16 protein-coding genes are annotated in these 17,500 nt (G+C 67.8%); 7 read left to right on the forward strand and 9 right to left on the reverse strand.

Annotation, left to right across the window (positions count from 1 at the left end):
• Positions 1 to 9: 9 nt before the first annotated feature.
• The 9 genes from ABE473_RS10330 to ABE473_RS10370 form a co-directional block, all read right to left on the reverse strand.
• Complete coding sequence (locus tag ABE473_RS10330; RefSeq protein ID WP_121039442.1) at positions 10 to 1,287, reverse strand: citrate synthase; 1,278 nt, start codon at positions 1,285 to 1,287, stop codon at positions 10 to 12.
• 316 nt (positions 1,288 to 1,603) lie between these two features.
• Positions 1,604 to 1,864, reverse strand: a complete 261-nt coding sequence (locus ABE473_RS10335; protein ID WP_019183873.1) for a type B 50S ribosomal protein L31 — start codon at positions 1,862 to 1,864, stop codon at positions 1,604 to 1,606.
• A 112-nt stretch (positions 1,865 to 1,976) separates the two neighbouring features.
• The gene (locus ABE473_RS10340; RefSeq protein WP_176988329.1) at positions 1,977 to 2,912 is read right to left on the reverse strand and encodes a nucleoside hydrolase; all 936 of its coding nucleotides are present in this window, start codon (positions 2,910 to 2,912) and stop codon (positions 1,977 to 1,979) included.
• A gap of 88 nt (positions 2,913 to 3,000) precedes the next feature.
• Positions 3,001 to 5,112, reverse strand: coding sequence for an ATP-dependent DNA helicase RecG (gene recG, locus ABE473_RS10345; protein WP_346489406.1), 2,112 nt, complete (start codon positions 5,110 to 5,112; stop codon positions 3,001 to 3,003).
• Position 5,113: 1 nt separating this feature from the next.
• Positions 5,114 to 5,506, reverse strand: a complete 393-nt coding sequence (locus ABE473_RS10350) for a RidA family protein (protein WP_176988327.1) — start codon at positions 5,504 to 5,506, stop codon at positions 5,114 to 5,116.
• Between the two features lie 150 nt (positions 5,507 to 5,656).
• The gene (locus tag ABE473_RS10355; RefSeq protein WP_179460178.1) at positions 5,657 to 7,816 is read right to left on the reverse strand and encodes a bifunctional (p)ppGpp synthetase/guanosine-3',5'-bis(diphosphate) 3'-pyrophosphohydrolase; all 2,160 of its coding nucleotides are present in this window, start codon (positions 7,814 to 7,816) and stop codon (positions 5,657 to 5,659) included.
• Between the two features lie 157 nt (positions 7,817 to 7,973).
• On the reverse strand, positions 7,974 to 8,273 hold the full coding sequence (gene rpoZ / locus ABE473_RS10360) for a DNA-directed RNA polymerase subunit omega (protein ID WP_176988325.1): 300 nt from the start codon (positions 8,271 to 8,273) through the stop codon (positions 7,974 to 7,976).
• Positions 8,274 to 8,385: 112 nt separating this feature from the next.
• Positions 8,386 to 9,051, reverse strand: a complete 666-nt coding sequence (gene gmk / locus ABE473_RS10365; protein WP_176988324.1) for a guanylate kinase — start codon at positions 9,049 to 9,051, stop codon at positions 8,386 to 8,388.
• Positions 9,048 to 9,908: a YicC/YloC family endoribonuclease gene (locus ABE473_RS10370; RefSeq protein WP_179460177.1), complete on the reverse strand. Its 861-nt coding sequence runs from the start codon at positions 9,906 to 9,908 to the stop codon at positions 9,048 to 9,050. The genes gmk and ABE473_RS10370 overlap by 4 nt, the downstream gene beginning before the upstream one ends.
• Positions 9,909 to 10,028: 120 nt before the next feature.
• On the opposite strand from ABE473_RS10370, the gene rph reads away from it, so the two are divergent.
• The 7 genes from rph (at position 10,029) to pepQ (ending at position 17,410) form a co-directional block, all read left to right on the forward strand.
• The gene (gene rph, locus ABE473_RS10375) at positions 10,029 to 10,757 is read left to right on the forward strand and encodes a ribonuclease PH (protein WP_176988322.1); all 729 of its coding nucleotides are present in this window, start codon (positions 10,029 to 10,031) and stop codon (positions 10,755 to 10,757) included.
• The gene (locus ABE473_RS10380; RefSeq protein ID WP_346489407.1) at positions 10,754 to 11,143 is read left to right on the forward strand and encodes a VOC family protein; all 390 of its coding nucleotides are present in this window, start codon (positions 10,754 to 10,756) and stop codon (positions 11,141 to 11,143) included. Before rph ends, ABE473_RS10380 begins: the two co-directional genes overlap by 4 nt.
• Positions 11,140 to 11,733, forward strand: a complete 594-nt coding sequence (gene rdgB, locus ABE473_RS10385) for an RdgB/HAM1 family non-canonical purine NTP pyrophosphatase (RefSeq protein WP_176988320.1) — start codon at positions 11,140 to 11,142, stop codon at positions 11,731 to 11,733. The genes ABE473_RS10380 and rdgB overlap by 4 nt, the downstream gene beginning before the upstream one ends.
• The gene (gene hemW / locus ABE473_RS10390) at positions 11,733 to 12,950 is read left to right on the forward strand and encodes a radical SAM family heme chaperone HemW (RefSeq protein WP_346479246.1); all 1,218 of its coding nucleotides are present in this window, start codon (positions 11,733 to 11,735) and stop codon (positions 12,948 to 12,950) included. Before rdgB ends, hemW begins: the two co-directional genes overlap by 1 nt.
• A gap of 203 nt (positions 12,951 to 13,153) precedes the next feature.
• Positions 13,154 to 15,652, forward strand: a complete 2,499-nt coding sequence (locus ABE473_RS10395; RefSeq protein WP_346489408.1) for a DUF1631 domain-containing protein — start codon at positions 13,154 to 13,156, stop codon at positions 15,650 to 15,652.
• Positions 15,649 to 15,999 carry a PilZ domain-containing protein gene (locus ABE473_RS10400; RefSeq protein WP_346479248.1) on the forward strand — a complete coding sequence of 117 codons (351 nt, stop codon included), beginning with the start codon at positions 15,649 to 15,651 and terminating at the stop codon, positions 15,997 to 15,999. Before ABE473_RS10395 ends, ABE473_RS10400 begins: the two co-directional genes overlap by 4 nt.
• Before the next feature lie 82 nt (positions 16,000 to 16,081).
• Positions 16,082 to 17,410 carry a Xaa-Pro dipeptidase gene (gene pepQ, locus ABE473_RS10405; RefSeq protein WP_346479249.1) on the forward strand — a complete coding sequence of 443 codons (1,329 nt, stop codon included), beginning with the start codon at positions 16,082 to 16,084 and terminating at the stop codon, positions 17,408 to 17,410.
• Positions 17,411 to 17,500 lie beyond the last annotated feature (90 nt).

A 17,500-nucleotide genomic window follows, 5' to 3' on the forward strand; every position in this document is an offset into this window, starting at 1 on the left:
CCGGAGCGATCAGCCCTGGTAGTCGCGCACGTCGCTGCCGGTGTAGACCTGGCGCGGACGGCCGATCTTCATTTCCGGATCGACCTGCTGTTCCAGCCAATGTGCCACCCAGCCGGAGGTGCGGCCCAGGGCGAACATGACGGTGAACATTTCGGTCGGGATCTGCAGCGCCTTGTAGATGATGCCGCTGTAGAAATCGACGTTCGGGTACAGCTTGCGGGCGACGAAGTAGTCGTCCTGCAGCGCGGCCTGCTCCAGCTTGACGGCGACGTCCAGCAGCGGATCCTGCACGCCCAGCTGCTTGAGCACCTTGCCGGTCATCTCACCGATGACCTTGGCGCGCGGGTCGAAGTTCTTGTACACGCGGTGGCCGAAGCCCATCAGGCGGAAGCCGGAGGTCTTGTCCTTGGCCTTGAGCACGGCGGACTCGACGTTGTCGGCCGAACCGATCTCTTCCAGCATCTTCAGCACGGCTTCGTTGGCACCGCCGTGGGCCGGACCCCACAGCGCGGTGACGCCAGCGGCGACCGACGCATACGGGTTGGCACCGGTCGAACCGACCAGGCGCACGGTCGAGGTCGAGGCGTTCTGCTCGTGATCGGCGTGCAGGATGAACAGCAGATCCAGCGCCTTGACCACGTCCTGGTTCAGCTCGTACTGGCCATCGGCGGACTCGAAGGTCTGCTTCAGGAAGCGGCTGACGTAATCCAGCGAGGTGTCCGGCTTGTTGGCCGGCAGGCCCTTGCCGTGGCGGTAGATCAGGGCCGACAGGGTCGGCACCTTGGCGATCAGACGCACCGCGGCGTGGCGACGCTGTTCGGCGTCGGACAGGTCCAGCGAGGCGTGGTAGATACCCGACAGCTGCGCGATGGCGGCGGTCAGGATGGCCATCGGATGGGCATCCTTGGCGAAGCTGCCGATCAGCGTGTTGATCGACGGATCCACATCGGCTTCGGCCGCCAGCTCGTCGGTGAAGGCCTTCAGCTGCTCGGCGCTCGGACGCTCGCCGTTGATCAGCAGGTAGGCCACTTCGACGTAGCTCGACTTTTCCGAGAGCTGCTCGATGGGATAGCCGCGATACAGCAGCACGCCCTTGTCACCGTCGATGTAGGTGATGGCGGACTTGCAGCTGGCGGTGGCGGTGAAGCCGGAGTCGTACGTGAAGAGACCGGTTTCCTTGGTCAGCTTCGAGATATCGACGCAATCGTTGCCGAGCGTGGGTTTGATGACTGGCAGAACAACCGACGTGTCGCCGGCGTTGAGCGTGACCTGATCAAGATCGGACACTGTGTGCGCTCCTCGAGGGAAGGCGCCCGCCCAAGCGCATGGGTCAGGCACGTGAAGGAAGTCCACGATCGTTATCGTGGATCCCGCCATTATCGCACAGCAACATTTTCGACGCCCTAGGACGGAAGTCGTAGACGCAGGTTCCGGATCGCGCGGAAGGCGTCATCCCAGCGCGCACAAGGGCTGGCGCGGCGTCACGGACACAGCGTTCCGTCGGCGGGGCATGTGGGCCTCACCTGGCGTTCAGTAATCCGGAAACAACAAAAAACAACGGCCGCCAAAGCGACCGTTGTTTTCAAGCAGCTGCGTCGACAGATCAGGCTGCGGTCGGCGCCGGCTTGCCGAAACGCTTCTGGAACTTGTCGATACGGCCGCTGGTGTCGATCACCTTGTGCTTGCCCGTGTAGAACGGATGCGAAGCCGAGGAGATTTCAACCTTGACGAGCGGGTACTCGTTGCCGTCTTCCCACTTGATCGTGTCCTTGGTGGACATGGTCGAACGGGTCAGGATCTTGAAATCAGAGGTAACGTCGTGGAAAACCACGTCGCGGTAAGCAGGATGAATATCGGCCTTCATGGGCGCGCACCGTAATAAGGGCTGGTGGTCAAGAGCGGCATTATAGTCCCGGCCGCCGCAAAGGGCAAGCCGGGTCCATCAACCGTGCGAAAGGTCCGCCGCAGCGGCGTCATCAGACGCCGAGTGCCGCCCTCACCTGGGTCTCGAAGCGACCCTGGTCGTAGGCCATCAGCAGCTGGGTGTTGTCCGGCTGCCCGGTCTGGCGGTTCCAGTCGACAATGGTAGCACCCCGGCTGTGCACACCGGCCAGTTCCACGTTCAGGGGACGCGATTCGACCCGCAGCGCGCCTTCCGGCTGCAGCGCCCAGGCCATCGCCAGGGCATCGGCGGCGTACCAGCGCTCGCCCCGGCTGTCTTCGGACCACAGGCGGGTCTGGCGCGAGATCAGCTCGTAGAAACGGGCCTTGTCACTGTCCGCGGCCAGCCACTGCTCCACATCGGCATGCAGCAGGCCATGGGCCACGGTGGCTTCCCAATCCGCCACTTCGATGTGCGGGAAGCCGGTGAACACGATGTGCGCCGCCTCCGGATCGAAGGCAATGTTGAACTCGGCGGCCGGGGTGATGTTGCCGTGGCAGGTCACCGCCCCGCCCATCACCAGGAAGCGCTTCACGCGCTGCGGCAGGGTCGGGTCGAGCTTCAGGGCCAGGGCCAGGTTGGTCAGCGGACCGAGTGCGACCAGGAACAGTTCGCCGGCATATTCGTGCGACAGGCGCAGGATCGCCAGCGCGGCGTGTTCGGCCTCGGCCTGGCGCTTGGCGGCCGGCAGGTTGACGTCGCCAAAGCCATCAGCGCCGTGCACATGGGCGGCATCGACCGAGGGGTGCAGCAGCGGATCGGCGGTACCGGCGTAGACCGGCACGTCTTCGCGGCCAGCCACTTCGCACAGTTTCAGGGCATTGCGGACCGTGTGGTCCAGGCCAACGTTGCCGGCGGCGATGGTCAGGCCAACGATATCGTGGCGCTCATCGGCGAAGGCCATCAACAGGGCCAGGGCATCATCGACACCCGGGTCGGTGTCGATCAACAGCGGAATCTTCTTGCTCATCGTTGCCGTCTTGATAATCGGCAAGGGACTTTCGCACCCTGCCATCACAAATACAAGGCGGTGCCCGCCCACTCCGCTTGGCGGCGCGCTATGCCGACGCGTACCGCACGGCCGTGCCGATCCAGCGCCGCACCACCTGATCGGCCACCTCAGGCGCCTCCACCAGCAACCGCTCGGCAAGCGCGTGCACGCCCGGCAGCAGATCCGCATCGCGGGCCAGGTCGGCAATGCGGAACCCGGCCAGGCCGGTCTGCCGCGTGCCCAGCAGCTCGCCGGGGCCCCGCAGCTCCAGATCCTTCTCGGCGATCAGGAAGCCATCGTTGGTCTGCCGCATCGTTTCCAGCCGCTCACGCGCCATGTTCGACAACGGCGCCTGGTACAGCAGCACGCACCGCGACACCGCCGAGCCGCGCCCTACCCGGCCGCGCAGCTGGTGCAGCTGGGCCAGGCCGAGGCGCTCGGCGTTCTCGATGATCATCAACGACGCATTCGGCACGTCCACGCCGACCTCGATGACCGTGGTGGCCACCAGCAGATCGATCTCGCCGGCCTTGAAGGCGACCATCGTGGCCAGCTTCTCGCTCGCCTTCAGCCGCCCATGTACCAGCCCCACCCGCACGTCCGGCAACAACGCCTGCAACGACTCGAACGTGGCCTGCGCCGGGGTGGCGTCCAGCTCTTCGCTTTCCTCGATCAGCGTGCAGACCCAGTACACCTGCTGGCCTTCGCGGCAGGCCACCGCGATGCGCTCGATCAGCTCCGGACGGCGATCATTGTTGAGTGCCACGGTCTGCACCGGCGTACGCCCGGGCGGCAGCTCGTCGATCGCCGAGACATCCAGATCGGCATACTCGGACATCGCCAGCGTGCGCGGAATCGGGGTCGCGGTCATCACCAGTTGGTGCGGCACGCTGCGCCCGTCCGCGCCCTTGTCGCGCAGTGCCAGCCGCTGGTGCACGCCGAAACGGTGCTGCTCATCGACGATGGCCAGTGCCAGGTCCTTGAACACCACGCTGTCCTGCATCAGCGCATGCGTCCCGACCACCACCTGGGCCTCGCCCGAGGCGACCTCGGCCAGGACCTTGGTGCGCGCCTTGCCGGTGACCTTGCCGGCCAGCCACGCCGTGCGCACGCCCAGCGGCTCCAGCCAGGCGCGCAGATTGTTCATGTGCTGCTCGGCCAGCAGTTCGGTGGGTGCGGCCAATGCGACCTGCTTGCCCCGCTCCACCGCCAGCATCGCCGCCAACGCGGCGACCACGGTCTTGCCCGAGCCGACATCGCCCTGCACCAGCCGCAGCATCGGGTGCGCCTTGGCCAGGTCCTTGCGGATCTGCTCGAACACGCGCTGCTGCGCACCGGTCAACTGGAACGGCAGGCTGTCGCGCAGCTGCGCCACCAGCACGCCCTGCCCACGCAGCGACGGCGCGTGGTGTGCCTGCAACGCCATGCGCTGGCGGCGCAGGCTCAGGTGGTGGGCCAGTAATTCCTCGATGGCCAGCCGGCGTTGCGCCGGATGCCGGCCCGCGGCCAGCGCGGCGAGATCGGCGTCCGGCGGTGGCCGGTGCACGGTCAACAGCGCACTGCGCAGCGATGGCAGGCCCAGGCCGGACAACCAGCCGGCGGGCAACAATTCCAGCGTCGATTCTTCGGGCAACCTGTCCAGCGCCAGCCCGATGAACTTCCGCATCGTCGCCGGGCCCACGCCTTCGACCGCCGGATAGACCGGATCGAGGCTGTCGCCGAGCGCATCCTCTTCATTGCCGCCCATCACCCGGTAACTGGGATGGACGATCTCCAGCCCGTGATGGCCGGGCTTGGCGGTGCCGTAGCAGCGGATCCGCGTGCCCACGGCAAACTGCGACACCTGCTGGGCGCGGAAATGGAAGAACCGCAGCACCAGCGTGCCGTACGAATCATCCTCGATCGCCACCTTGAGCACCGGCCGATAGCGGAAGCCGCGCTCGACCGCGCTCACCCGCCCCTCCACCTGGGCCGCCACCCCCGGCTGCAGCGCCGCGATGGTGGTCAGCCGGGTACGGTCCTCATAGCGCAGCGGCAGATGCAGCCACAGGTCCTGCAGCGAAGACAGGCCACGGGCGGCCAGCTTGATCGCCACCGCCGGCCCGATACCGGAGAGCATCGACAACGATGCCTCCCCGGCCGCGGCCAGCGCCGGTGCAGGAGCCCGTGACCGCGCCACGTCAGGCCTGGTCGAGCACCATCACCGCATCGACTTCGAAGTTGGCGGCCTTCGGCAGACCCGCGACTTCGATGGTGGAGCGGGCCGGGAACGGCGCCTTGAAGTAGTCCTGCATGACCGCATTGACCTTGGCGAACTCGCCCAGATCGGTCAGGTACAGGCCCAGACGGACGATCTGATCCAGCGAACCACCGGCTTCTTCGGCCACTGCCTTCAGGTTGTCGAACGCACGGCGCGCCTGCGCCTCGATATCGCCCACACCGACGATCTCACCGGTGGCCGGATCCAGCGGAATCTGGCCCGAGAAATACACGGTATTGCCCGCACGCACGGCCTGCGAATACGGACCGATGGCGGCCGGGGCCTTGGCACTGGTGATGATCTGACGGGACATGGGAGCTCCACGGTTCAAAAGGGGGAACGCGATTGTACCGCCGGAACGGGTAGCGCCACGCCATGCGTGGCTTGGCGGTGCCGGAACGGAGCGCATCCACGCATGGCGTGATCTACCGGGATGCCGTCATCCGGCCGGTCGCCGGGGCAATTATTGCCGCCGTACCGACTGCACCACCGAAAGACGCCGCAGCCTGCGCATCACTTCCGCCAGATGGTTCCGATCACGCACCTGCACGTTGAAGCACAGCACCGCCGCATTGAAATCGCGATCCAGATAATCCACGCGCTCGATGTTCGAATGGCTCTGCGCGATCGCCGCCGCCAACTGTGCCAGCACGCCGGTCCCGTTCTCGACCTCCACGATCAGCGAGGTATCGTAATCGCCCGACACCGTCGTATCCCACCCGATCGGCACCCAGCGCTCCGGCGACTTGCGCAGCTCCGCCAGGTTCGGGCAATCCAGCCGGTGCACCACGATGCCCTTGCCGGCCGTGTGGTACCCCATGATGTCGTCGCCCGGGATCGGCTGGCAGCAGTTGGCGAAGCTCACCACCCCGCGCTCGCTGCCGTTGATCAGGATCTTTTCCTGCGAATGCTTGGAATGCGCCCCGCCCCGCAGCTCCGCATACGCCATCAGTGCCTGCGCGGCCTGGTTCGGCATCCAGTTGCCCAGTGCCACCTCGGCCAGCAGCGCCTCCAGGCGCGGGTACCGGTGTTCGGCCAGGAAGGCATCCAGGCGCCCCTTCGGCAGGCGCTCCAGCGAGCTGTCCATCGCCTCCAGCGCGCGGTCCAGCATCCGGTGGCCCAGCTGCACGGCGTCCTCGTGTTCCAGCTGCTTGAGCTGGTGACGGATCGCGGTACGCGCCTTCGAACTGACCACGAACTCCAGCCACTGCGGCTTCGGCGTGGCCGAACGGGCGGTGATCACTTCCACCGTCTGCCCGCTGACCAGTTTCGTGCGCAGCGGGACCAGCTTCTTGTCGACCCGCGAGGCCACCGCCATGTTGCCCACGTCGGTATGCACCGCATACGCGAAATCGAGCGCGGTGGAATTGCGCGGCAAGGCCAGGATCTTGCCCTTGGGCGTGAACAGATAGACCTCGTCCGGGAACAGGTCCACCTTGACGTTGTCCAGGAACTCCAGCGACGAGCCCGCGGCCCGCTGCGAATCGATCAATTCCACGATCCACGCATGTGCGCGGCTCTGCGCGCTGTTGGGCGAATCGCCACCGAACTTGTACGTCCAGTGCGCCGCCACGCCGCGCTCGGCGATCAGGTCCATCTCTTCGGTGCGGATCTGCACCTCGATCGGCGAACCGTACGGCCCGAACAACACCGTATGCAGCGACTGGTAGCCGTTGGCCTTGGGGATCGCGATGAAATCGCGGAAGCGCCCATCCAGCGGTTTGAACGTGGCGTGCACCGAACCCAGCGCGTGATAGCAGTTGGGCACGTTGCGCACCACCAACCGGAACCCGAACACATCCATCACCTGATCGAAGGATTTGTTCTCGTCGCACATCTTGTTGTAGATGCTCCACGGGGTCTTGATGCGGCTGACCAGGCGGTGTTCCAGCCCTTCCTTGGCCAGGCGCTGGCTCAGCTGCACCTCCACCTGCGCCATCGCCTCGCGGCGGACCACCGGCTGGCTGCGGATGTGTTTTTCCAGGATCGCGTGGCGCCACGGGTACAGCGCCTTGAAGCCCAGGTTCTGCAGCTCGCTCTTGACCAGGCTCATGCCCAGCCGCTGCGCGATCGGGGCATAGATCTCCAGCGTCTCGCGCGCGATCCGGCCGCGGGCCTCGCGGCTCTGCGCGCCCAGCGTGCGCATGTTGTGCAGGCGGTCGGCGAGCTTGATCATGATCACGCGCAGGTCGCGCGACATCGCCAGCAGCATCTTGCGGAAGCTCTCCGCCGCCGCTTCCTGGCGATCGCGGAACTTCAGCTTGTCCAGCTTGGTGACGCCATCGACCAGCTCGGCCACGGCTTCGCCGAACTCGGCGGCCAGCTCCTCGCGGGTCAGCGGCGTGTCTTCGATGGTGTCGTGCAGGATCGCGGCGATCAACGCCTCCACGTCCAGGCCGAGCTCGGCCAGCACCTGGGCCACGGCGACCGGGTGGGTGATGTAGGGCTCGCCCGACTTGCGGGTCTGGCCGGCATGCGCGGCAGCGCCTACTTCCCAGGCGCGGCGCAGCAGCGGCAGTTGATCGGGCGGCAGATAGTGCGCTGCGCGCTCAAGCTGGAGGACATAGTCGGGTACGGCCGCGCCGGCGGGCGTGGCGACCTTGGCAGTGGGGCCTGGGTTCATGCTCAAAGACTATGCCAGCGGCGTGATATCGGCAAATCCCTGAACAGGGAGTTTCACCTGCAACAACACGCCCCGACCGCAGCCACTGGCGGCACAAACGAAACAGCCCGCCAAAAGGCGGGCTGTTCGCAGCAACAACAACGTACGCGCGAGGCGATCAGTCGTCGTTCTTGGACATGTCTTCGTCGGCGACGACTTCGGCAGCGGCCCACTCCAGTGCTTCACGCTCGGCACGCTCGCGCTCGGACTTCTCGACTTCGTCGATCAGGGCGTTGTCGATCTTGCGGGCGGCAATTTCGCGCAGCGCCAGCACGGTCGGCTTGTCTTCGGTTTCGCTGTTGTCCAGGGTGGCCTGGACGCCATTGGCCAGCTGACGGGCGCGCTTGGACGCCATCATGACCAGTTCGAAACGGTTGTTCACGACTTCCAGACAATCTTCTACGGTGATGCGGGCCATGCGGGCTCCCGGCAGCCGGTGAGGGCTGCTCAATCGAATGAGGGAAAGGGGACGGAGTGTACCCGCCAGGGCTGGACAAAATCAAGCCAACCGGCTAGCACCCCGTTTGGAATCAGTCGTTTGTGGGCGGGTCCTGGGTCAGCAGGGCCTGGATGAGGCCCGCGTGGCGGACCTTCTGGGCCTCCCGGCGCAGGCGGCTGGCCGTGAAGATGGCGCACAGTTCATCCACCGCGGTCTCGAAGACTTCGTTGACGATCACGTAGTCGAAGTCGTTGAAGTGCAGCATTTCTTCACGCGCGGCGGCCAGGCGCTGGGCGATCACCGCCTCGCTGTCCTGCCCGCGCTTGCGCATCCGGTCCTGCAGCGCCTGCTTGGACGGCGGCAGGATGAACACGGTGACCGTGCCCGGCACCAGCTGGCGGACCTGCTGGGCGCCCTGCCAGTCGATCTCCAGCAGTACGTCCTGGCCGGCCGACAGCTGCGGCTCGACCGACTGCCGCGCGGTGCCCTTCCAGTCGCCGTGCACCCAGGCATGCTCGAAGAAGTCGCCGGCGGCGATCATCGATTCGAATTCCTCGGCGCTGACAAAGTGGTAGTGCTCGCCGTTGATTTCACCCGGGCGGGTGGCGCGCGAGGTGAACGAGATCGACAGGGCGATCTGCGGGTCGCGGGCCAGGGTGGCGTTGACGATGCTGCTCTTGCCGGCGCCGGAGGGCGCGGCCACGATGTACAGGGTGCCGCGTGCAGGCGCACCGACGGGCGGGGTCTGGCTGCTCATTCGATGTTCTGCACCTGTTCGCGGATCTGGTCGATCAGCACCTTCAGCTCGACGGCGGCATTGGAGGTACGGCTGTCCACCGACTTGGAGCCCAGCGTGTTGGCCTCGCGGTTGAACTCCTGCAGCAGGAAGTCCAGGCGGCGGCCGACCGGCTCGCGCTGCGTGAAGACGCGGCGGATCTCGGCGATGTGGCTGCCCAAGCGGTCCAGCTCTTCATCCACGTCCAGCTTCTGCAGCCACATCACCAACTCCTGCTCGGCACGGCCGGGATCGACCGGGTGCGGCAGGTCGGCCAGGCGGGCGGCCAGCTTGGTGCGCTGGCCTTCGCGGATCAGCGGGATCAGGGTGGTGACCTCGGCGGCGATGCGCTCGATGCTGTCCACGCGCTCCTGGATCGCGGTGGCGAGTTTGTCGCCTTCACGCTCACGCGCGGCGACAAAGCCGTCCAGCGCGGTATCCAGCAGGGCCAAGGCTTCGGCATGCAGCGCGGCGGCATCGACCGCCTCACCCTGCATCACGCCCGGCATCTGCAGCAGCTCGGTGAAACTCACCTGCAGGCTCGGGAATCCCGAGGACAACCGGGTCGCCAGCTCGCCGAGCTGGCCGAGCAGCGCATCGTTGACCACCAGGGCACCGGTGACCTCCGGCGCGCGCAGGCGCATGACCAGATCGATCTTGCCGCGGCTGCAGCGCGAAGCGACGCGCTCGCGCAGGTGCGGCTCCAACGCACGCAGTTCTTCGGGCAGGCGCACGCCGACCTCCAGGAACCGGTGGTTGACCGAGCGCAGCTCGCAGGCCAGCGTGCCCCAGCGGGTGGCGCGCTCGCCGTTGGCATAGGCGGTCATGCTTCGAATCATGCGGGTTTCCGGTGCTCTCAAAGTGCAAATGGTACCCTAGCGGTCTCCTCAGAGCCTCCTCGCCCGCCGGTCCCCGGCCCGGGCGTGGCCCCGCATCCCCCGTCTTACCGGAACTTGAGCATGACTGATTCCCGTCCCAGCGGCCGCCAGGCCGACCAGCTGCGCGAAGTGCGCATCGAGCGCGCCTTCACCCGTCACGCCGAGGGCTCGGTCCTGGTCAGCTTCGGTGAGACCCGCGTGCTGTGCACGGCCAGCGTGGAAAACCGCGTGCCGGGCTTCCTGCGTGGCAAGGGCGAAGGCTGGGTGACCGCCGAGTACGGCATGCTGCCGCGTTCGACCCACACCCGTAACGATCGCGAAGCCGCCCGCGGCAAGCAGGGGGGCCGCACGCTGGAGATCCAGCGCCTGATCGGCCGCACCCTGCGCGCCTGCATCGATCGCGGCGCGCTCGGCGAGCGCACCATCACGCTCGACTGCGATGTGCTGCAGGCCGATGGCGGCACGCGTACCGCCGCGATCACCGGCGCTTACGTGGCGCTGGTCGACGCGGTGAACTTCCTGATCAAGCGCGGCGACATCAAGCGCAACCCGATCTTCGGTGCGGTTGCCGCCGTCTCGGTCGGTATCTACCGCGGCACCCCGGTGCTGGATCTGGATTACGCCGAAGACAGCGATTGCGATACCGACATGAATGTCGTGATGAACGACGGCGGCGGCTTCATCGAGCTGCAGGGCACCGCCGAAGGCCATGCCTTCCGCCGCGACGAGCTGGATGCGCTGCTGGCACTGGCCGAGAAGGGCATCAAGGATCTGTTCGCCGCGCAGCAGGCGGCCCTGGCCCAGGCATGAACCGTCGCATCGCCCTGACCACCCTGGTGGTGGCCGACTACGACGAAGCGATCGCCTGGTACACCGGCGCGCTGGGCTTCAGCCTGATCGATGACATCGACCAGGGCGACAAGCGCTGGGTGGTGGTCGGGCCGACCGACGGCAGCGCGGCCGCCTTGTTGCTGGCGCGCGCCCGCACCGACGAACAGCGCGCGCGGATCGGCAACCAGACCGGCGGCCGGGTCGGCTTCTTCCTGAACACCGATGATTTCTGGCGCGACCACGCGGCGATGACCGCGCGTGGCGTGACCTTCCTCGAAACCCCACGCGAGGAGGTCTACGCAACGGTCGCGGTGTTCCGCGACCTGTACGGCAATACGTGGGATCTGTTGGAGCCCAAGCAATGAAACTGGTCCTGGCCAGCGGCAACGCCGGCAAACTGAAGGAACTGCAGGCCATGCTCAGCGGCCTGCCGCTGGAGATCGTGGCGCAGGGCGAACTCGGCGTCAGCGACGTGCCGGAAACCGGCCTGACCTTCGTCGAAAATGCGCTGATCAAGGCACGCCATGCCTGCCAGAGCACCGGCCTGCCCGCGCTGGCCGACGATTCGGGCCTGATCGTGGATGCGCTCGACGGCGCGCCCGGCCTGTACAGCGCGCGCTATGCCGGCAGCCCCACCAACGATGCGGCCAACAACGCCAAGCTGCTCGAGGCGATGCGCGACGTACCGGCCGAGCGCCGCAGCGCCCGCTTCTACGCGGTGATCGTGCTGCTGCGCCATGCCAATGACCCGCAGCCGCTGATCTGCGAAGGCAGCTGGGAAGGCGTGATCGTCGATGAACTGCGCGGCAGCCACGGCTTCGGTTACAACCCGCTGTTCCTGGACCCGGTGCTGGCACAGACCGCCGCGGAAATGGCGCCGGACCTGAAGAACGCGATGAGCCACCGCGCCAAGGCGCTGCAGCTGCTCAAGCAGAAGCTGCCCGAGCTGCTGTGATGCCCCACGCCTCCTGCGCCCACCTGCCCGGCGAAGCCTGTTCGGGGGACCACGACCACGCCCCGCGGCTGGTGCCACCGCCGCTGGCGCTGTACGTGCACCTGCCCTGGTGCGTGCGCAAATGCCCGTACTGCGATTTCAACTCGCATGCGGCCAAGGGCGAGCTGCCGTTCGAGGCCTACATCGACGCGCTGATCCGCGACCTCGACCAGGACCTGCCGCTGGTCTGGGGCCGGGTGGTGAGCAGCGTGTTCTTCGGTGGCGGCACGCCCAGCCTGTTCCCGCCGGAGGCGATCGACCGCTTCCTGCAGGCCGCCTCGGCCCGGCTGCGCTTCGCGCCGAACCTGGAAGTGACCCTGGAGACCAACCCGGGCACCGCCGAGCACGGGCGTTTCGACCGTTACCGCGCGGCCGGGGTGAACCGGATCAGCTTCGGCATCCAGACCTTCAACGACGAGGCGCTCAAGCGCCTGGGCCGCATCCACGACAGCAACGAGGCCGAGCGTGCGGTGAAACTGGCGCAGGACGCCGGCTACGACAACTTCAACATCGACCTGATGTACGCGCTGCCGCAGCAGACGCTGGCGCAGGCCGAGCATGACCTGGAGCGCGCCTTCGCGCTGCAGCCCACGCACATGTCGCACTACCAGCTCACGCTGGAACCGAACACCGTGTTCTTCGCGCGGCCGCCGCAGGGCATCCCCGACGAGGATTCGGCGTGGGACATCCAGGAGCACTGCCAGCAGATGCTGGCCGACGCCGGCTACGCGCAGTACGAGGTCAGTGCCTACGCCAGGCCCGGCCGGCAGAGCCAGCACAACCTCAATTACTGGCGCTTCGGCGACTACCTGGGCATCGGCGCCGGCGCGCACGGCAAGATCAGCAGCGGTGCCGAACAGCACGTGCTGCGCCGCTGGAAGCACAAGCACCCGCAGACCTTCATGGACACCGCCGGAACCGCGGCCTCGATCGGCGGTGACGATGTGATCAGTGCCGATCGCCTGCCGTTCGAGTACATGCTCAACCTGCTGCGCCTGCATGAGGGGTTCGGCCTGAAGGATTTCGAATCGCGCACCGGACTGGACCGGGCGCAGATCGCCGCGCCGCTGGGCGTGGCCGTGGCCAACGGCTGGATGACCGTCAGCGGCGACCGCGCCACGCCGACCGAACTGGGCCGCCGCTTCACCAACGACGTGGTCGAGCTGTTCCTGCCCTGAAGGCACGGCGCCTGCCTCAACGGTAGTGCCGGCCGCTGGCCGGCTCCCAGCCTATGCGCTGGCCGGCTCCCCGCCCATGCGCCGGCCGGCTCCCCGCCCATGCGCCGGCCGGCTCCCCACAGGCCCCGGTAGTGCCGGCCGCTGGCCGGCTCCCCGCGAAACCGTTAGATTCCGTGTTCTCAGGGGAGCTGGAAGAACATCGGATGTCTGCGCCCGCACCTTCGTCGTCCCAGCCCGACATGACCCGCTTCGCGGACGTGGCCGCACCGCCGCGCGTGCGCCGCCTGCTGGCCGCGCTGCACGGGCTGGCGGTGCAGACCCTCACCGCCCCGCTCAAGCTGACCATCGTGGAGCTCGAACGCGAACTGTTCCGCGACGCCGAACGCGCGCGCAACAGCCAGATCCAGGCCGACATTTTTGCCCAGGCCCGCCAGCTGCACGAGGTCAACGCGCAGTTCGGCCCGCGCTTCCTGGACGCGCTGGCCGACAGCCTGGCCACGCTGCGCGGTCCGCGCCATACCCAGCGCGTCGTGCCAACTGACGTCTCGGTCCCGGCGACCGCGCTGACCCTGGTCAACGACACCGACGTGGACCGCGACATCGTGCTGGTGGACATCATCCGCCGCGAAGCCCAGCGTTCGGCCAGTGCCCTGCAGCTGCTTGGCCAGCGCTTCGGCGTGCTCGCCGCCGGGCCCGCCTTCGATGCCGATGACCTGCCGTTCGGCCCGCAGGCGCTGTGCCGGATCGTGCGCGAGCTGGGCCAACAGTTCGCGCTGGGGCTGGAAACGCAGCTGGCGCTGTACCGCGTATTCGACCGGCAACTGCTGGAGCGGCTCGGCGAACTGCTGGAACGCGCCAACATCCTGCTCGCGCACGAGGGCGTGCTGCCCGGGCTGGTGTACACCCCGTACCTGGCGCGCTCGGCGACCACGCGCCGGATCATCACCGGGCCCGAGCGCGGCCTGCCCGGCGCACGCGGAGGTGCCGCCGCGCGGCCGCTGACCGGCTGGAACGGCGGCGCGCCCAGCGCCGGCTGGGCGGCGATGACCCAGGAGGCCATGGCGATGACGGCGCCGGCCACCGGCCCGGGCTGGAGCGCGCCCAGCGGAGACGCTGGCGCTGCACCTTCACCTGCACCTGCACCGTCGTCCGCCTCTGCGCCGGCCAGCAACGCGCCTGCGCCGGCGGACCTCGGTGCCCCGGCGATGTCGGCCCTGCACCAGTTGCTCGGCGCCGCCCGCCAGGCGCATGCCGCCGGCACGGTGCCGGGCGGAGACGCGATGGCCGCGCAGGCTGTCGCGGCGACCAACGAGCTGCCCGGACCGTCCGGGCAGTCCTGGCACCCCACCGACAGTGCGTTTCTCGCCCCCGAATCCCCCGCCGCACTGGCCGTGCCCGCCGAAGCCGTGCACGCCACGCTGGCCCGGCTGCAGAGCCAGGCCGTCGCTCCGGGGGGTGCCCGCCGCAGCATGGCCGACCTGCACAACGCCCTGCTCGCCCAGGTCCGCGCCGACCATGGCGCGCACGCGGCCCTGACGGTCAAGGACAGCGACACCTTCGACCTGCTCGACATGCTGTACGGGCAGATCCAGCGCGAGGTCCGGCCCGAGGCCGTGGCCGCCGACCTGCTGACCCGTCTGCAGGTCCCCGTGGCCCGCGCGGCCCTGTCCGACCCGGCCTTCTTCGTGCGCGACCAGCACCCTGCGCGCGAACTGCTCAATGCGGTGGCCGAGGCCGGCGCCAACTGGCTGGGCGAGGAGGACGTGGATCCGCAGCTGGTGCAGAAGCTGGGACATGCCGTGGATCAGGTGGTCAACGAATACGACGGCGACGTGGCCGTGTTCGACACCGCCAACGAAGAGATCCAGCAGCACTTCCGCGCCCTCGCCCACAAGGCCGAACTGGCCGAGCGCCGTCATGTCGAAGCGGCCCGCGGCAAGGAGCGGCTGGAAGCGGCCAAGCAGCAGGCCAGCGCCAGCATCGAGCAGCTCTGCACGCAGGCCGCGCCGCCCCGCTTCGTACAGGCGCTGCTGAAACAGGCGTGGTCGGACGTACTCACGCTCACCCTGCTGCGCAACGGCGAGACCTCGCCACAGTGGCAGCAGCGCCAGCAGGAAACCACCCGGATCGCCGAGGTCACCTGCCTGGCGCCGGGAACGGCCGAACGCGACGAGCCGCTGGGCACCCAGGTCGAGTCCGCGTTGCTGCAGGTCGGCTACCACCAGGACGAAGCGGCCGCGATCGCGCGCCGGCTGTCCACGCCCGGCGGTGCGGACGACAGCAGCTCGCGCACCGAACTCACCGCCCGCCTGCGCGCACGCACACGCCTGGGCGAACAGGCCGAGGCCAGCGATCCACGCAGGGTCGCCCCCCTGGCCCGCAGCACGGCCGAGGACGACTGCTATCGCCAGCTGCGCACGCTGCCGTTCGGCACCTGGTTCGAGTTCACCACCAACCAACAGGGGGATATCCGCCGGCAGCGGCTGTCCTGGTACAGCCTGATCACCGACAACGCCCTGTTCGTCAATCAGCGCGGACAGAAAGTCGGCGAACACTCCCTGGACGCACTGGCACGGCTGATGGCGCACGGCCAGGTGCGGATCGTCACTGAAGACAAGGGTCGGCTGATCGACCGCGCCTGGCAGGCCACGCTGCGCACGCTGCGTTCGCTGGCCGGCACCCCTGCGGAGAACGCCGAATGACCTCGCCCGATACCCGACGCGCACCCCGCCGCCAGGTGGCCGAGCTGGTGCCGGTGACCGACCGGATGGCCGAGACCGTGATCGGTCGGCTGGGCAATGTCTCCGAAACCGGCATGCTGATGCTGGCCTCGGTGCCGATGCAGGACGACGCGCTGTACCAGCTGCAGTTCACCATCACCGGCCCGCAGGGGCAGCCCCTGCTGATCGATGTCGGCGTGCACCTGCTGTGGAGCGAGCAGACCCATGCACCCGGCCAGGCCTGGGTGGGCTTCCGCTTCCTGACCCTGGCGCGCGAATCACGCGAGCAGCTGCGGCAGTGGATCGCCGAGGAAACTTCGGCAGTCTGAGCGCCGGTTCCGGCACAGCGCCGAAGGCCCGATTGCGGCAGAATCTAGGGCTGCATTCCGCACTGTCAGCGAGCCTCATGCCATGAACCAGCCAGACCTCGGCGCCCTGTATTCCCACCATGCCAGCGTGATGCGCCAACGCGCCGACGAAGCGCTGGCCCGTGGCGGCTTCGATCATCTGGTGATTCCCAGCGGCACCCAGCATTACCAGGCATTCGATGATCGCGATTACCCGTATGCGGTGAACCCGAACTTCAAGGCCTGGCTGCCGCTGACCAAGCTGCCCAACAGCTGGCTGGTGTACACCCCGGGCCAGCGGCCCACGCTGATCTTCTACCAGCCCTTCGATTACTGGCACGTGGTGCCGGATGCGCCGAACGGCTGGTGGGTCGAGCATGTCGACATCGAGATCATCCGCACGCCGGACGCTGCGCTGGCACTGCTGCCCAAGGATCCCGCCCGCTGCGCCATCCTCGGCGAACCGCAGAGCGCGCTGGGCGCGTTCGTGCCGAACAATCCGGCACCGGTCATCGACTACCTGGACTGGCAGCGCGGCTACAAGACCCCGTATGAAATCGCCTTGATGCGCGAAGCGCAGCGGCTGGGCGTGCGCGGCCACCGCGCTGCCGAAGCCGCGTTCCGCGCCGGTGCCAGCGAATTCGAGATCCACATGGCGTATTGCCGCGCGGTCGGCCAGGACGCCAATGAACTGCCGTACGGCAACATCATCGGCCTCAACGAACATGCCGCCGTGCTGCACTACACCGACCTGGGCCGCAGCGCGCCGACCCCGCTGCGCAGTTTCCTGATCGACGCCGGCGCCAGCGCCCATGGCTATGCCAGCGACATCACCCGCACCTATGCCGCCAGCGGCCATGACGAATTCCAGGCGTTGATCGACGCGGTCGACGCGGCGCAGCAGCAGATGGGCGCCGGCGTGCGCGCCGGGGTGGACTACAAGCAGCTGCACATCGACGCGCACCTGTCGCTGATGGGCATCCTCAAGGACTTCGGCGTGCTCACCGTCTCGCCGGAGGCCGCGCTGGCCACCGGCGTGAGCGCGGCGTTCTTCCCGCACGGCCTCGGCCATCTGATCGGGCTGCAGGTGCACGATGTGGCCGGCTTTGCCGCCAGCGACCGCGGTGGCCGCATCGAGCGTCCGCAGGGGCACCCGTACCTGCGCATGACCCGCGCGCTGGAGCCGGGCATGGTGGTCACCATCGAGCCGGGCGTGTACTTCATCGACATGCTGCTGGACGAAGTGAAGCAGGCCGGCAACGGCACCAGCATCAACTGGGACCGCGTGGACTTCTTCCGTCCGTATGGCGGCGTGCGCATCGAGGATGAAGTGCTGTGCACCGAAGGCGATGCCGACAACCTGACCCGGCCGGTGTTCGCGGCCGCCAGCTGAGGGGCCACCTCAAGGTAGTGCCGGCCGCTGGCCGGCTCCCCGGGGTGCTGGTAGGGCCACCCCATGGGTGGCTGCAGACGACCTCGACGT

Source organism: Stenotrophomonas sp. TWI700, from assembly GCF_039673645.1.
GTDB classification, from domain to species: Bacteria; Pseudomonadota; Gammaproteobacteria; order Xanthomonadales; family Xanthomonadaceae; genus Stenotrophomonas; species Stenotrophomonas maltophilia_AA.

Excerpts from the sequence above, each read along its gene's own strand:
- ABE473_RS10380 (WP_346489407.1), top strand. The coding sequence starts at position 10,754 with ATGAACCGTCGCATCGCCCTGACCACCCTGGTGGTGGCCGACTACGAC.
- ABE473_RS10335 (WP_019183873.1), bottom strand. The coding sequence starts at position 1,864 with ATGAAGGCCGATATTCATCCTGCTTACCGCGACGTGGTTTTCCACGAC.
- rdgB (WP_176988320.1), top strand. The coding sequence starts at position 11,140 with ATGAAACTGGTCCTGGCCAGCGGCAACGCCGGCAAACTGAAGGAACTG.
- hemW (WP_346479246.1), top strand. The coding sequence starts at position 11,733 with ATGCCCCACGCCTCCTGCGCCCACCTGCCCGGCGAAGCCTGTTCGGGG.
- ABE473_RS10370 (WP_179460177.1), bottom strand. The coding sequence starts at position 9,908 with ATGATTCGAAGCATGACCGCCTATGCCAACGGCGAGCGCGCCACCCGC.
- ABE473_RS10350 (WP_176988327.1), bottom strand. The coding sequence starts at position 5,506 with ATGTCCCGTCAGATCATCACCAGTGCCAAGGCCCCGGCCGCCATCGGT.
- ABE473_RS10400 (WP_346479248.1), top strand. The coding sequence starts at position 15,649 with ATGACCTCGCCCGATACCCGACGCGCACCCCGCCGCCAGGTGGCCGAG.
- pepQ (WP_346479249.1), top strand. The coding sequence starts at position 16,082 with ATGAACCAGCCAGACCTCGGCGCCCTGTATTCCCACCATGCCAGCGTG.
- ABE473_RS10355 (WP_179460178.1), bottom strand. The coding sequence starts at position 7,816 with ATGAACCCAGGCCCCACTGCCAAGGTCGCCACGCCCGCCGGCGCGGCC.
- ABE473_RS10395 (WP_346489408.1), top strand. The coding sequence starts at position 13,154 with ATGTCTGCGCCCGCACCTTCGTCGTCCCAGCCCGACATGACCCGCTTC.
- rpoZ (WP_176988325.1), bottom strand. The coding sequence starts at position 8,273 with ATGGCCCGCATCACCGTAGAAGATTGTCTGGAAGTCGTGAACAACCGT.
- gmk (WP_176988324.1), bottom strand. The coding sequence starts at position 9,051 with ATGAGCAGCCAGACCCCGCCCGTCGGTGCGCCTGCACGCGGCACCCTG.
- rph (WP_176988322.1), top strand. The coding sequence starts at position 10,029 with ATGACTGATTCCCGTCCCAGCGGCCGCCAGGCCGACCAGCTGCGCGAA.
- ABE473_RS10340 (WP_176988329.1), bottom strand. The coding sequence starts at position 2,912 with ATGAGCAAGAAGATTCCGCTGTTGATCGACACCGACCCGGGTGTCGAT.